Here is a 14,292-nt window from a genome sequence, read left to right as displayed (position 1 = left end):
AATAGTCAAAAATATCTGCAGTCCTTGCCAGTACCGGCTCAGATGTTGTTGTTTCGATAATTCTCGAGGAATTTTGCAATCCGGCCCACGGCCTCGCGCAGATCTTCCTCATGGGGCAGAAAGACGATGCGAAAGTGATCCGGCGATGCCCAGTTGAAGCCGGTGCCCTGCACCAGCATCACCTTGGTTTCCTTGAGCAGCTCGAGGAAGAACTGCCGGTCGTCCTTGATCGGATAAACCTTCGGATCGAGCTTGGGGAACATGTAGAGGGCAGCGCTCGGCTTCACGCAGCTCACCCCCGGGATGGCGGTGATCAGTTCGTACGCCAGATCGCGCTGGCGCCGCAGACGCCCGCCCTCGCCCGTCAGGTCGTTGATGCTCTGGTAGCCACCCAGGGCCGTCTGGATGGCCCATTGGCCCGGCACGTTGGAGCACAGCTTCATGTTGGCCAGCATGTTGAGGCCCTCGATGTAGTCCTCCGCCCGCTTCTTGGGGCCGGACACCACCAGCCAGCCTGCGCGATAGCCGCAGGAGCGGTAGCTCTTGGACAGCGAATTGAAAGTCAGCGTGAGCACGTCCGTCGACAGGCTGGCGATGGCGGTATGGTGGGCCCCGTCATACAGCACCTTGTCGTAGACCTCATCGGCCAGAATCACCAGGCCATGGGTGCGGGCGATCTCCACGATCTGCTTGAGAAGTTCGTCGGAATACAGCGCGCCAGTCGGGTTGTTTGGATTGATGACCACAATGCCCTTGGTCTTGGGCGTAATCTTGGCGCGAATATCGTCAAGGTTGGGCATCCAGCCGTTGTCCTCATCGCAGAGATAGTGCACCGGTTTGCCGCCCGACAGGCTGGTGGAGGCGGTCCATAGCGGATAGTCAGGCGTCGGCAGCAGTAGTTCATCGCCGTCGTCGAGCAGCGCGTTGGTGGCCATCGCGATCAACTCGCTGGCGCCATTGCCCAGGTAAATATCATCGAGCGTCACGCCGCTGATGCCCTGCTTCTGGGTCTCGTGCATCACCGCCTTGCGCGCCGCAAAAATACCCTTGCTGTCTGAATAGCCGGCAGACGAGGGCAGGTTGCGGATCATGTCCTGCTGGATTTCCTCGGGCGCATCGAAACCGAACACTGCCAGATTGCCCAGGTTGAGCTTGATGAGATGGTGCCCTTCTTCTTCCATCTGCTTGGCGGCGTCCATGATGGGGCCGCGGATGTCGTAGAGCACGTTGGCCAATTTGGCAGATTTAGTGATCGGTTTCATGTTGCATTGTGGGATAGGCGGCCGGGGCCACACCGTCAAACAGGCCGACAAACACACTGGCAGGCGGGGCAAGGTCAGTGCGAAAACGGGAAATTCGGGCGGAATCTATAATTTGACCACATAAAACGCGTATTTCGCCCGCGTTTCACAGGCAAATGGCCCTTGCCCGCCGCCCATTTTCCAGCGCTACAGGTCTTCCTGAACTTCTGAATCCCTGAATCCCTGAACCCTCCAATCCCGCATGAAACTTCAACCAGACCGTCTCGACGTGCAAGCCATCCTCGGCTATGGCCCCGGATGGGTTGGCCTGGGGCACAACGGCGTGGCTGAAAAAATCGAACACAGCATCGTGATTGGCTCGCGCGGCGAGAAATTCGACTGGAATTGCGCAAGCTTTGACGAACTCACCGCGGAGCATTTCGCGCTGCTTGCAACAACCCAGCCCGAACTGGTGATTTTCGGCAGCGGTACGCGCCTGCGCTTCCCGCCTCCGGCCTATTTACGGGCTTTGATGGACAAGCGCATAGGCCTTGAAACCATGGACACGCTGGCAGCCTGCCGTACCTACAACATCCTCGCAGGCGAAGGCCGCCAGGTCATCGCGGCCCTGCTGATTGAAAGAGAAGGGACGGCCGACTGAAAGACCGGCTCTTTCAGGGTAAAATCTAGGGTTGCGTTTGGTCGCAGACCGTCGGGATCAACACCGCGGCTGTGAGCATGAAGCATTGCCTATAGCCACGGCTAATTACAACTACTTTCGTCAGGGTCTACTCAGTATGGCAGTCGTCGTCAATAAACCACTCCCCGAATTTGAAGCGAACGCCACGGGTGGCATCAAGGTGTCCAACCAGTCCCATCTGGGAAAAGTCGTCGTGCTGTACTTCTACCCCAAGGACAACACCCCCGGCTGCACCACCGAAGCCATGCAGTTCCGTGACCACTACAAGGACTTCGTCAAAGCCGGCGCCACCGTCTTTGGCGTCTCGCGCGACAACATGAAATCGCATGACGAATTCAAGTCCAAGCTGGAACTCCCCTTCGAGCTGATTGCAGATACCGAAGAAAAAATGTGCCACATGTTCGGCGTGGTCAAGAACAAGATCATGTACGGCAAAAAGGTCAAGGGCATTGAGCGCAGCACTTTCCTGATTGGCGCCGATGGACAGCTGAAGGAAGAATGGCGCGGCCTCAAGGTGCCTGGCCATGTCGACGATGTCCTCAAGGCCGTCAAAGCCCTTAAAAAGGCTGCCTGAAAGCCTGTTGACGCCAGTTCGCAACAGTGCCCGGCAACACTGGATTGCCCTGCCACATCAGTTGTGCATAATGAACTCATGCTGTTGACCTTCGCAACTGCGTCAAAACAAAAAGCCGCCCCGGCCTTGAGGCGGCTTTTTTGCTTCTGGAACCACCTTTCAAGAGAGTTTTAAGCACCATGCCCCTGCCCCCCGCCCCGACCAAACGTGCCGCCCTGCTCTCCACCGACGTCCTGGATGCTCCCGCCCGTTCACCCTCCAAGGCTGCACGAAAGACGGACAACGCCGACTCAGGCCGCAAACCCCCGGTGCTGGATCTGTTTGACAACCGTACAGTCACGGCCGGCGGTGGCGATCATCCCGTCGCTTACAAAGGCAAAGAGCCTCCCCGCCCCGGAAGAACTGGCGAAGACAGCTATGAAAAAGAGAGCATTCCACTGCCCCAGCCAGCACTCAAACCCAAAAAGACCAAACATGTCGGTCCCGCCAAGCTGTTTGTGCTCGACACCAATGTGCTGATGCACGACCCGATGTGCCTGTTCCGCTTTGAAGAACACGACATCTTTCTGCCGATGATCGTGCTCGAGGAGCTGGACGGGCACAAAAAAGGCATGACCGAGGTGGCCCGCAATGCGCGCCAGACCAGCCGCACGCTGGATGCACTGGCCGGCGCCCAAGGCGCCGACATTGGCAAGGGCCTCAAACTGGACACCACCGGCCACCCGGAGGCAGGCGGCAGCCTGTTTTTCCAGACCAAACCGATGGACTACACGTTGCCGATGAGCCTGCCGCAGGGCAAGGCCGACAACCAGATCCTGGGCGTGGTCGAGGCCCTGCGCAAGGAATATGCGCCGCGTGAAGTGGTGCTGGTGTCCAAGGACATCAACATGCGCGTCAAGGCGCGTGCGCTGGGCCTGGCCACGGATGACTACCAGAACGACAAGACGCTGGAAGACGGCGACCTGCTCTATGCCGGTTCGCTCGCGCTGCCGGCTGACTTCTGGACACGGCAGAGCAAGACGATTGAAAGCTGGCAGCAGGGCAGCCACACTTTTTACCGGATCACCGGCCCTATCGTGGCCAGCCTGCTGATCAACCAGTTTGTCTTTTTTGAGGCCCCTGGAGAGCCCCCGCTGTATGCCAGAGTCACGGAAATCCGGGCCAAAACAGCTGTGCTGAAAACCCTCAAGGATTACAACCATTTGAAAAATGCGGTCTGGGGCGTGACCACGCGTAACCGCGAGCAAAACTTTGCGATGAACCTGCTGATGGACCCTGAAGTGGATTTCGTGACGCTGGCTGGTACGGCGGGTACCGGAAAAACACTGATGGCGCTGGCCAGCGGTCTCACGCAGGTGCTTGACGACCGCCGCTACACCGAGATCATCATGACGCGAGCAACCGTTTCGGTCGGTGAAGACATTGGCTTTTTGCCGGGCACCGAAGAGGAAAAAATGGGTCCATGGATGGGCGCGCTTGACGACAACCTGGAAGTACTGGGTAAAACCGACAGTGGTTCCGGCGAGTGGGGACGCGCAGCCACCAACGAGCTGATCCGTTCGCGCATCAAGGTCAAGAGCATGAACTTCATGCGCGGCCGCACCTTCCTCAACAAGTACGTCATCATCGACGAGGCACAAAACCTGACACCCAAGCAGATGAAGACCCTCATCACCCGAGCCGGCCCCGGTACCAAGATCATCTGCATGGGCAACCTGGCGCAGATCGACACCCCCTACCTCACCGAAGGCTCCTCGGGAATGACATTCGCGGTCGATCGCTTCAAGGGCTGGCCGCATGGCGGGCACATCACGCTGGCGCGAGGGGAACGCTCACGGCTGGCCGACTTTGCCAGTGAGGTGCTGTAGCCGCCGGGGCAACGCGACAGCGAATCGGGAAACGTAAAAAGTAAAAAGGCCAGGTTGCATGACCTGGCCTTTTTTACGTCCGAAATTCAGTCCTGAAAATACGGCCCCGGTTAAGCCTGAACTTCCCGCAGCGCCAGTTCCCGTCGTACAACACGATGCCGCGATGCCGCATTGGCCCCCTCAGGCCCCCGCCGAAAGACATGCCCCTTGCCGTCTTAGCGCCAGTCCTACGCCGGTTTGCGAGCTTGCCGACAGGCTCGACTGATAGTCCTATTAGGCTTGAATCACGCGCTGGCGCTGTGCCGGCCTGACTCAAGGAGTTCGAGATGACAACAGTTTCCGACCTTATGACTCGCGGCGTGCGGACCTTGACGCCCGCCGATACCGTGACATCCGCCGCGCGGGCCATGGATGAACTCAACGTGGGCGTCATTCCGGTCTGCGACGGCGAGAAGCTGGTGGGCATGGTGACCGACCGCGATATTGTCGTGCGCGGCGTGGCGCAGGAACTCGATGCAAAGACCACAGACCTGTCGGACTTGATGAGCACGAACGTGCGCACGGCGCGCGAGAACGAGGACGTGGACGAAGTTCTCAGCGAGATGGCTGAGAGCCAGATTCGCCGGTTACCGGTGGTTGATGATCAGGATCGGCTGGTCGGAATTATTTCCCTGGGCGATATTGCGGCCAAGGACCCCGATAAAGATGCCGATGTGGCCGCCTCCCTGGGAAATATCTCGCTGCCAGCCGAGCCGGACCGTTCGAACCAGTCCCGAACCAGCGGTGAAGCGGACGGCAGCTCGGCAACCGGAAAGCCGCCACGCAAACAAAGAGGCTGACGCCTGATTTGCTCCGGGCACGCTTTTCAAGCGTGGGGAACACGGGAGGCAGCAGCAAGAAGACCAGACGGGTTTGCCCGATAGCGTATGCTGCAGCGATATAGCGGTCTTTGGCCCGGTTGGTGACTGCTTCACGCAGGCAAAAAAAAGACTTGCGGTCAGCGCAAGTCTTTTGAATTCAAGAATTCTGGTGGGCGGTGCAGGCTTCGAACCTGCGACCCCTGCAGTGTGAATGCAGTGCTCTACCCCTGAGCTAACCGCCCTATTTGGTCAGCCTTCGATTATAGGCTGTTTTTGGGTGATTTTCCGGCCTAGACCGTGGCGGCACGCCAAACTGTTTTCCCCTTGCTGGCCTTGTCAATATCGGCCAGCAATACTTCATGCGCGGCAATTTCCTGGTCATTGGCCAACAGCAGTGGCAAAGCAAAAGCACTCAGGTCAATCAGCGGGGGCGTGTCGCCGTCCTGCGCCGGACCACCCACGTCCATCATCAGGGAGTTTTGCCCCCGCGTGAGATTGATGTACACATCGGCCAGCAGTTCGGCGTCGAGTAAAGCCCCGTGCAGCGTCCGGCCCGAATTGTCAACGTCCAGCCTGTCGCACAGCGCGTCGAGCGAGTTGCGCTTGCCCGGGAACAGTTCCTTGGCCATCATCAGGCTGTCCGTCACCTTGGCCACGCAGTGCCGGATCGGGTCCCGACCGATGAGCTCCAGTTCCTTGTTGAGGAAGCTCACGTCGAAGGGCGCGTTGTGGATGATGATCTCGGCGCCCTGCAGGTACTCCAGCAGTTCGTCGGCCACGGCAGCAAACTTGGGCTTGTCCTTCAAAAACTCATTGCTGATGCCGTGCACCTTGAGCGCATCCTCATGGCTGTCGCGCTCGGGGTTCAGGTAAAAATGCCGGTTGTTGCCCGTGAGCTTGCGACCCACCAGCTCCACGCAGCCGATTTCAATGATGCGGTCGCCGTTTTCAGCGGAAAGACCCGTAGTTTCTGTGTCTAGAACGATTTGTCGCATGGCCTGGATTATCGCTCTTCAGCAGTGCCGCCTTCAGGTCCGAAGACCCGGTTTTTCACTTCAGGCCAGCCGCACTGTCAATGGTTTTCCTTGGCGTGATTGATGGAATATTTCGGTATTTCAACCGTCACATCGGTCTGCGCCAGAAACGCCTGGCAGCTCAGGCGGGAATTGGGCTCCAGTCCCCAGGCGCGGTCGAGCAGATCTTCCTCGCTTTCGTCGAGCTCGTTGAGGGAGTTGAAACCTTCGCGCACGATCACATGGCAGGTGGTACAGGCGCAACTCAAGTCGCAGGCGTGCTCAATATTGATCTGGTTGTCGAGCAAGGCCTCGCAGATGGACGTTCCTGCGGGCGCCGAAATTTCAGCGCCCTCGGGGCAGTATTCGGAATGGGGCAATATTTTGATGATGGGCATGGTGTCAACCTGACTTGTTGGGGCTTGGCGCAGACGCTCGCTCAGACCGCCTCGATGTTTTTCCCCGCCAGGGCTTGTCGAATGCCGCGGTTCATGCGTTGCGCCGCGAAGGACTCGGTGCCTTTGGCCAGCGCCTGGGTGGCGGCTTCAATGGTGGCGGCGTCGCCATGGGCACGCGCATCGGTGAGTCCGACGACCAGGTTGTCAATCTGCGCCCGTTCATTGGGGCTCAGCAGGTCCGCGTCCGCCGCCAGCGCACTCTGGGTGGCAAGAATCATGCGGTCGGCGTCGACCTGCGCCTCGGCCAGGGCACGCGCCTGCATGTCCTGCTGGGCGGTGGAAAAACTCTCCTGCAGCATGCGGGCAATCTCGTCATCAGACAGGCCGTAGGAAGGCTTCACATCAATGCGCGCCTCCACCCCGCTGCCCTGCTCTTTGGCATTGACGCTGAGCAGGCCGTCCGCATCCACGGTGAAGGTCACACGGATGCGCGCAGCACCGGCGGCCATGGGGGGTATGCCGCGCAACTCGAAGCGGGCAAGGCTGCGGCAATCAGCCACCAGATCACGCTCGCCCTGCACCACATGCAGGGCGAGCGCGGTCTGGCCGTCCTGGTAGGTGGTGAAGTCCTGCGCCATCGCCGTCGGTATGGTCTGGTTGCGCGGCACAATGCGCTCGACCAGTCCGCCCATGGTCTCAATACCCAGCGAGAGTGGAATCACATCGAGAAGCAGCAAATCACTCCCGCCATGGTTGCCAGCCAGCTGGTTGGCAGAAATGGCAGCGCCGAGGGCCACCACCTCGTCGGGATTGAGGTTGGTCAAAGGCTCACGGCCAAAGAAACTGGCCACCGCCTTGCGCACCTGAGGCATGCGCGTGGAACCGCCCACCAGCACAATGCCGTGAATCTCATCCTTGCCCAGTTTGGCATCGCGCAAGGCCTTGCGCACGGCCGACAGTGTGCGCTGCGTCAGATGAGCGGTTGCCGCCTCAAAATCTTCCGCCTTCATCTCCAGATTGACCAGCGCCTTAGCCAGCTGCACGGAAAACGGGGCCGAATCTGCGGCAGACAAGGCCTCCTTGCAGGCGCGCGCTGCCCGTTGCAGGGCCGCCTTGTCCGAGGGCGTGAGGACGTCGGCCGCCAGGCCGGCTTTGGCCAGCACCCAGTCCACCAGCGCGCGGTCGTAATCGTCGCCTCCGAGCGCAGAGTCGCCACCGGTGGACACCACCTCAAACACGCCCTGCGTGAGGCGCAGGATGGAAATATCAAACGTCCCCCCGCCCATGTCGTAGACGGCATAGACGCCTTCGCTGGCATTGTCCAGGCCGTAAGCGATTGCAGCCGCCGTGGGTTCGTTGATGAGACGCAGCACGTTCAGGCCGGCCAGTTGCGCCGCGTCCTTGGTCGCCTGGCGCTGGGCCTCGTCGAAATACGCGGGCACCGTGATCACGGCACCGTAAATATCATCATTGAAGGTGTCTTCGGCGCGATAACGCAGCGTAGCCAGAATTTCAGCGCTGATCTCGACCGGGCTCTTTTCTCCCGCAACAGTCTGCAGCGTGACCATGCCCGGCTTGTCGTTGAGCTGGTAGGGCAACTGCGCGCGGCTGCCAATGTCGTCAATGCCCCGCCCCATCAGGCGCTTGACCGACGAAATGGTGTTGCCGGGGTCTTCAACCTGTGCCGCCAGCGCCTCAAAACCGATCTGGCGCCGATTGGCGTCCAGATAGCGCACCACGCTGGGCAAAATCACGCGGCCTTCGTTGTCAGGCAGGCACTCAGAGACACCATTGCGCACACTGGCAACCAGGGAGTGCGTCGTGCCCAGGTCGATGCCAACGGCAATGCGCCGCTGGTGCGGATCTGGCGTCTGGCCGGGTTCGGATATCTGCAGGAGTGCCATGTCGTTCTTCGGATGATTCTTCATTGTCCCAGCTGGTCGATGCGCGCATCCACCTCGCTGGCAAAACGCTCAATAAACATAAGGCTTCTGACCTGCTGCGCCGCAGTGGCAAAGTCCTTGTTGATGTCAAGAGCGCGCTCTATTTTTGATAGCTGCTTTTCCGCAGTCAATAGGGACTCGGAGGCAATATCCTCCAGATCCTCAACGGTTTGGGCTTCATCCAGCGCTTCACGCAACTGCATTTGCTGGACCAGAAAATCGTGTGGCATGGCCGTATTTTTTTCGGCCTGGATCGGAGCCCCATGCAACTCGCGCAGGTAGCTGGCGCGCTTCAAGGGATCCCTGAGCCGCTGGTAAGCCTCATTGATGCGTACCGACCATTGCATGGCCACACGCTGGGCGGCCGCGCCCTGGACTGCAAACTTGTCCGGATGTGCCTCACGCTGCAGCTCTTTCCAGCGAGCATCAAGCACGGCACGATCCTGCGCAAACTGCACAGGCACGCCAAACAGTTCGAAATCGGTGGAGTGAAGGTTCATGTCAAGAAAAAGCCGCCAGCACAGTCAGTGAAGGCGGCTCTGCAAAAACGGCTGTACTGGATGTCGGGGCTAGCGCAAGTGCGCCCGTCAAACGCGAAAGCTTTCACCGCAACCACAGCGATCACGCTCGTTGGGATTGATGAACTTGAAGCCTTCGTTCAGACCCTCGCGCACAAAATCAAGCTGGGTGCCGTCGATGTAGGCCATGCTTTTGGGATCCACCAGCACCTTGACGCCGTTGTCTTCAAACACCACATCTTCAGGCGCGATCTCGTCGGCATATTCAAGCTTGTATGCCAGACCCGAGCAGCCTGTGGTCTTGACGCCCAAACGCACGCCCACGCCCTTCCCGCGCTTGGCCATATAGCGGGTCACGTGACGGGCAGCAGCATCGGTGAGAGTAACGGACATTTCAATGACTCAAAAATTAGGCAGGACTATCAGTGTGCGTGCTTTTGCTTGTAGTCGTTCACGGCAGCCTTGATGGCGTCTTCCGCCAGAATGGAGCAGTGAATTTTGACCGGCGGCAAAGCCAGTTCTTCAGCAATGGCGCTGTTCTTGATACTTGCCGCTTCGTCCAGCGTTTTACCCTTGACCCACTCGGTCACGAGCGAGCTGGAAGCAATCGCAGAACCACAACCATAGGTTTTAAAACGCGCATCTTCGATCACACCGGTGGCCGGATTGACCTTGATCTGCAGCTTCATCACGTCGCCACAAGCGGGCGCACCCACCATGCCGGTACCTACCGAGTCGTCGCCCTTTTCAAAAGAGCCGACATTGCGGGGATTTTCATAGTGGTCTACCACTTTTTCGCTGTATGCCATTTTGTTTACCTCTTAAAGCTGTCTTGTCTGCTGATCTGCTGGATCTGCCGGTCTAGTGGGCAGCCCACTGGATGGTGGACAGGTCAACCCCATCCTTGAACATCTCCCACAGCGGGGACAGTTCACGCAGCTTGGCCACATTTTCCTTGATGGTTTCAACCGCGTAATCGATCTCTTCTTCCGTGCTCCAGCGGCCGATCGTCATGCGCAGGCTGCTGTGCGCCAGTTCGTCGCTGCGACCCAACGCGCGCAATACATAACTGGGCTCCAGACTGGCCGAGGTACAGGCAGAACCGCTGGAGACAGCCAGGCCCTTGATACCCATGATCAGCGACTCGCCCTCGACGAAATTGAAGCTCATGTTCAGGTTGTGCGGCACGCGCTTTTCAGCATGGCCATTGAGGAACACTTCCTCCACATCCTTGAGGCCGTTGAGCATGCGCTCGTGCAGGGCGGCGATACGCTTGTTCTCTTCGTGCATCTCTGCTTTGGCAATGCGGTAGGCCTCGCCCATGCCCACGCACTGATGCGTAGGCAAGGTACCGGAGCGCATGCCGCGCTCGTGGCCTCCGCCGTGCATCTGGGCCTCCAGGCGCACGCGGGGCTTGCGGCGCACATACAGCGCGCCAATGCCTTTGGGGCCGTAGGTTTTGTGCGAAGTCAAGCTCATCAGGTCCACCGGCAGTGTCGCCAGGTCGATGTCCACACGGCCGGTCGCCTGCGCAGCGTCCACATGGAAAATAATGCCCCGCTCGCGGCACAGGGCGCCAATCGCGGGGATGTCCTGGATCACGCCAATTTCGTTGTTGACGTACATGACGCTGACCACAATGGTGTCGGGCCGCATGGCGGCCTTGAGGGCCTCCATGTCAAGCAGGCCATCGGCCTGCACATCCAAATAGGTGACTTCAAAACCCTGGCGTTCCAGTTCGCGGCAGGTATCAAGCACAGCCTTGTGCTCAGTCTTGACCGTGATGAGGTGCTTGCCCTTGGTCTTGTAAAAATGGGCGGCGCCTTTCAGCGCCAGATTGTTGGATTCGGTCGCACCGCTGGTCCAGACGATTTCGCGCGGATCGGCGCCAATCAGTGCGGCAACCTGCTCGCGCGCATTTTCAACCGCAGCTTCTGCCTCCCAGCCCCAGGCATGGCTGCGGGAAGCCGGGTTGCCGAAATGCTCGCGCAACCAGGGAATCATGGCATCCACCACCCTCGGGTCGCAAGGATTGGTGGCGCTGTAATCCATATAAATCGGAAAGTGTGGGGTATCCATTTATTTAGCTAGCTTTTTTAGTTCACAGGTTGGCTGGCAGCTCAAAACAACGACCTCGATTCATCCGCAGGTCGAACCCGGCAAAATACTGCGTTCAGGCCCTCAGGATTTGGAAAATGCGTTCCCCAAGGCGAACACGGAGTTGGGCGCATTGACACGGATGGGTTTGACCACCGGTGCAGCAAAAACGGCCTTTTTCACCTGAGGAGTATTCTCGACCACCACGCCTTTGGCCAACTGGTCATCCACCAGTTTCTGCAAAGTCACGGAATCAAGGAACTCCACCATGCGGCTGTTCAGGGAGGCCCACAGCTCATGCGTCATGCAGCGTCCGCCGTCGCCCAGGCAGTTCTCCTTGCCACCGCATTGGGTCGCATCAATCGGCTCGTCCACCGACACAATGATGTCGGCAACGGTGATTTCAGACGCCTTGCGGCCCAAGGTGTAACCGCCACCGGGTCCACGGGTGGACTCGACCAGCTCATGCCGACGCAGCTTGCCAAAGAGTTGTTCAAGATAGGACAGGGAAATCTGCTGACGCTGGCTGATCGCAGCCAAGGTGACCGGCCCACTGTTCTGGCGCAGTCCCAAATCAATCATCGCAGTGACCGCAAAGCGGCCTTTGGTTGTGAGGCGCATAACAAGCTCCTTTAAGTTGGCTTGACTGTCGTTTTCACCCTGAAAGCTTGTGACCCTCAGGGAACTCGTCCTCCAGCAGCCCAAGTCAGTCAACGGGATGTCGCGGGGGGCTCTTTTTGCTGTCAGGTTGTTCCTGACTGTTTTCGTCAAGTATACCACAGGCCGGGTTTTCCCACCCTGGCCCGCTGCCCGGGGCGCCAGCCCACTCAATGCACCGCCATGGTGCGAAAGCACAGGCGTGCCCGCGCCGAAAGCTAGCGCGACCCCGCACCCGAAGCCGCAATAACCTCCACATTGTCCGCGCCCGGTGCGCCAAAAGCCTGTTCCTTGAGCGTGTGCAGCTGGTCTCGAATCCTGGCGGCTTTTTCGAACTCCAGGTTCCTGGCGTGTTCAACCATCTGCTTTTCCAGCCGCTTGATCTCACGGGCGATGTCTTTCTCGCTCATGTCTTCCACGAGCGCCTTTTGCATTTCAAGCTTTTCAGCTTCCTTGCCGGATTTTTCGCTGTAAACGCCATCAATCAGGTCTTTGATTCGTTTGACAATGCTTCGCGGCGTAATGCCATGCTCCAGGTTGAATGCAATTTGTTTGTTGCGGCGGCGCTCGGTTTCGTCCATGGCTTTTTTCATGGAATCGGTGATGCGGTCGGCATACAGAATGGCACGGCCGTTCAGGTTTCGGGCCGCCCGGCCAATGGTTTGAATCAGGCTACGCTCCGACCTTAAAAAACCTTCCTTGTCCGCATCCAGAATCGCCACCAGCGAGACCTCGGGAATGTCCAGGCCTTCGCGCAGCAAATTGATGCCGACCAGCACGTCAAATGCACCGAGCCGCAGGTCGCGCAAAATTTCCACGCGCTCGACCGTATCCACGTCACTGTGCAGATAGCGAACTTTCACTCCGTTGTCGCCCAGGTAATCGGTGAGCTGCTCGGCCATCCGCTTGGTCAAGGTGGTGATCAGCACCCGCTCGTTCCGGTCGACCCGGATGCGGATTTCCTGCAGCACATCATCGACCTGATGCGTGGCCGGCCGCACCTCCACCTGCGGGTCCACCAGCCCGGTGGGCCTGACAACCTGCTCCACCACCTGGCCCGCGTGTTCCTGCTCGTAGGCCGCCGGTGTGGCAGACACAAAGATGGCCTGGCGCATCTTGGCTTCGAACTCGTCAAACTTGAGCGGCCGGTTGTCCAGCGCGCTGGGCAGCCTGAAGCCGTATTCCACCAGCGTGGTCTTGCGCGCCCGGTCGCCGTTGTACATGGCGTTGAGCTGACCGATCATGACGTGGCTCTCATCCAGGAACATCACCGCATCCTTGGGCAGGTAGTCGCACAGGGTTGACGGTGCTGAACCCGGCGCCGATCCGCTCAGGTGGCGGGTGTAGTTTTCAATCCCCTTGCAGTGCCCGATCTCGCTGAGCATCTCTAGGTCAAACCGGGTGCGCTGCTCGATCCGCTGGGCCTCCACCAGCTTGCCGTCGGCCACAAACTGCCCCACCCGCTCGGACAGCTCCAGCTTGATGGTCTCCACCGCCGCCATGACCTTGTCACGCGGCGTCACGTAGTGGCTTTTGGGATACACGACAAAACGCGGGACTTTTTGCCGGATACGCCCGGTGAGCGGGTCAAACAGCTGCAGGCTTTCGATCTCGTCGTCAAACAGCTCGATGCGGATGGCCAGTTCGGAATGCTCGGCCGGAAAGATATCGATCACGTCGCCGCGTACCCGGAAGGTGCCGCGCGCAAAATCCTGTTCATTACGGGTGTACTGCATGCGGATCAGGCGGGCAATGACGTCGCGCTGTCCCATCTTGTCGCCAGTACGCGCGATGAAGCGCATCTGGGTGTAATCCTCGGGTGCCCCAATGCCGTAGATCGCGCTCACGGTGCCGACGATGATGGTGTCCCGGCGCTCCAGCACGCTCTTGGTGGCTGAAAGGCGCATCTGCTCGATGTGCTCGTTGATGGCGGAGTCTTTTTCGATAAAAAGATCGCGCTGCGGCACGTAGGCCTCGGGCTGGTAGTAGTCGTAATAACTGACGAAATACTCCACCGCGTTCTTCGGGAAAAACTCCCGGAACTCGCTGTAAAGCTGCGCTGCCAGGGTCTTGTTGGGCGCAAATACGATTGCCGGGCGCCCCAGGCGCGCGATCACGTTGGCCATGGTGAAGGTCTTGCCCGAACCCGTGACGCCCAGCAGGGTCTGGAACACTTCGCCATCGTTGACGCCTTCCACCAGCTGGGCAATCGCGGTCGGCTGGTCACCTGCCGGCGGGTAAGGCATGAACAGCTCAAAGGGCGAATCGGGAAAGCTGACAAATTCTCCGGCAGGGGATAAATCAGGCAAATCCGTAATGACTTCAGTGACTTCTGGCATAGAACCTCAATCTGGGCCCGTTAAAATCAGGGGCAACTAAACAGAATACGACATTCGGACGAAATCTGAAATAACAAGCTCAAA

At 59.0% G+C, this 14,292-nt stretch carries 14 protein-coding genes and 1 tRNA gene; 4 read left to right on the top strand and 11 right to left on the bottom strand.

What is annotated here, in order from left to right:
• Positions 1–38: 38 nt before the first annotated feature.
• On the bottom strand, positions 39–1,262 hold the full coding sequence (locus BPRO_RS10895) for a pyridoxal phosphate-dependent aminotransferase (protein WP_011483114.1): 1,224 nt from the start codon (positions 1,260–1,262) through the stop codon (positions 39–41).
• Positions 1,263–1,503: 241 nt separating this feature from the next.
• Between BPRO_RS10895 and BPRO_RS10890 the strand changes: the two genes are divergently transcribed.
• From BPRO_RS10890 to BPRO_RS10875, 4 genes are all read left to right on the top strand, one after another.
• On the top strand, positions 1,504–1,902 hold the full coding sequence (locus BPRO_RS10890) for an Mth938-like domain-containing protein (RefSeq protein ID WP_011483113.1): 399 nt from the start codon (positions 1,504–1,506) through the stop codon (positions 1,900–1,902).
• Positions 1,903–2,038: 136 nt separating this feature from the next.
• Complete coding sequence (locus BPRO_RS10885) at positions 2,039–2,515, top strand: peroxiredoxin (protein WP_011483112.1); 477 nt, start codon at positions 2,039–2,041, stop codon at positions 2,513–2,515.
• 179 nt (positions 2,516–2,694) lie between these two features.
• Positions 2,695–4,383, top strand: a complete 1,689-nt coding sequence (locus BPRO_RS10880; protein ID WP_011483111.1) for a PhoH family protein — start codon at positions 2,695–2,697, stop codon at positions 4,381–4,383.
• A 326-nt stretch (positions 4,384–4,709) separates the two neighbouring features.
• On the top strand, positions 4,710–5,222 hold the full coding sequence (locus BPRO_RS10875) for a CBS domain-containing protein (RefSeq protein WP_011483110.1): 513 nt from the start codon (positions 4,710–4,712) through the stop codon (positions 5,220–5,222).
• A 188-nt stretch (positions 5,223–5,410) separates the two neighbouring features.
• Here BPRO_RS10875 and BPRO_RS10870 read toward each other — a convergent pair.
• From BPRO_RS10870 to uvrB, 10 genes are all read right to left on the bottom strand, one after another.
• Positions 5,411–5,485: transfer RNA gene (locus BPRO_RS10870), tRNA-Val, on the bottom strand.
• Between the two features lie 48 nt (positions 5,486–5,533).
• Positions 5,534–6,238, bottom strand: coding sequence for a DNA polymerase III subunit epsilon (dnaQ, locus tag BPRO_RS10865; protein ID WP_011483109.1), 705 nt, complete (start codon positions 6,236–6,238; stop codon positions 5,534–5,536).
• 77 nt (positions 6,239–6,315) lie between these two features.
• On the bottom strand, positions 6,316–6,654 hold the full coding sequence (fdx, locus tag BPRO_RS10860) for an ISC system 2Fe-2S type ferredoxin (RefSeq protein WP_011483108.1): 339 nt from the start codon (positions 6,652–6,654) through the stop codon (positions 6,316–6,318).
• Between the two features lie 41 nt (positions 6,655–6,695).
• Positions 6,696–8,558: a Fe-S protein assembly chaperone HscA gene (gene hscA, locus BPRO_RS10855; RefSeq protein WP_011483107.1), complete on the bottom strand. Its 1,863-nt coding sequence runs from the start codon at positions 8,556–8,558 to the stop codon at positions 6,696–6,698.
• 20 nt (positions 8,559–8,578) lie between these two features.
• On the bottom strand, positions 8,579–9,097 hold the full coding sequence (hscB, locus tag BPRO_RS10850; protein ID WP_011483106.1) for a Fe-S protein assembly co-chaperone HscB: 519 nt from the start codon (positions 9,095–9,097) through the stop codon (positions 8,579–8,581).
• Between the two features lie 87 nt (positions 9,098–9,184).
• A complete protein-coding gene (iscA, locus tag BPRO_RS10845) occupies positions 9,185–9,508 on the bottom strand; it encodes an iron-sulfur cluster assembly protein IscA (protein ID WP_011483105.1) in 324 nt (107 codons plus the stop codon).
• 29 nt (positions 9,509–9,537) lie between these two features.
• Entirely contained in the window at positions 9,538–9,924 is a 387-nt protein-coding gene (iscU, locus tag BPRO_RS10840; protein ID WP_011483104.1) for a Fe-S cluster assembly scaffold IscU, read from the bottom strand.
• 52 nt (positions 9,925–9,976) lie between these two features.
• Complete coding sequence (locus BPRO_RS10835) at positions 9,977–11,194, bottom strand: IscS subfamily cysteine desulfurase (protein WP_011483103.1); 1,218 nt, start codon at positions 11,192–11,194, stop codon at positions 9,977–9,979.
• Between the two features lie 102 nt (positions 11,195–11,296).
• Entirely contained in the window at positions 11,297–11,833 is a 537-nt protein-coding gene (gene iscR, locus BPRO_RS10830) for a Fe-S cluster assembly transcriptional regulator IscR (RefSeq protein ID WP_011483102.1), read from the bottom strand.
• 254 nt (positions 11,834–12,087) lie between these two features.
• Positions 12,088–14,208, bottom strand: coding sequence for an excinuclease ABC subunit UvrB (uvrB, locus tag BPRO_RS10825; RefSeq protein ID WP_011483101.1), 2,121 nt, complete (start codon positions 14,206–14,208; stop codon positions 12,088–12,090).
• Positions 14,209–14,292: the final 84 nt, after the last annotated feature.

The organism is Polaromonas sp. JS666 (genome assembly GCF_000013865.1).
GTDB lineage: Bacteria > Pseudomonadota > Gammaproteobacteria > Burkholderiales > Burkholderiaceae_C > Polaromonas.
This window is presented reverse-complemented; position numbering and strand designations above follow the sequence as displayed.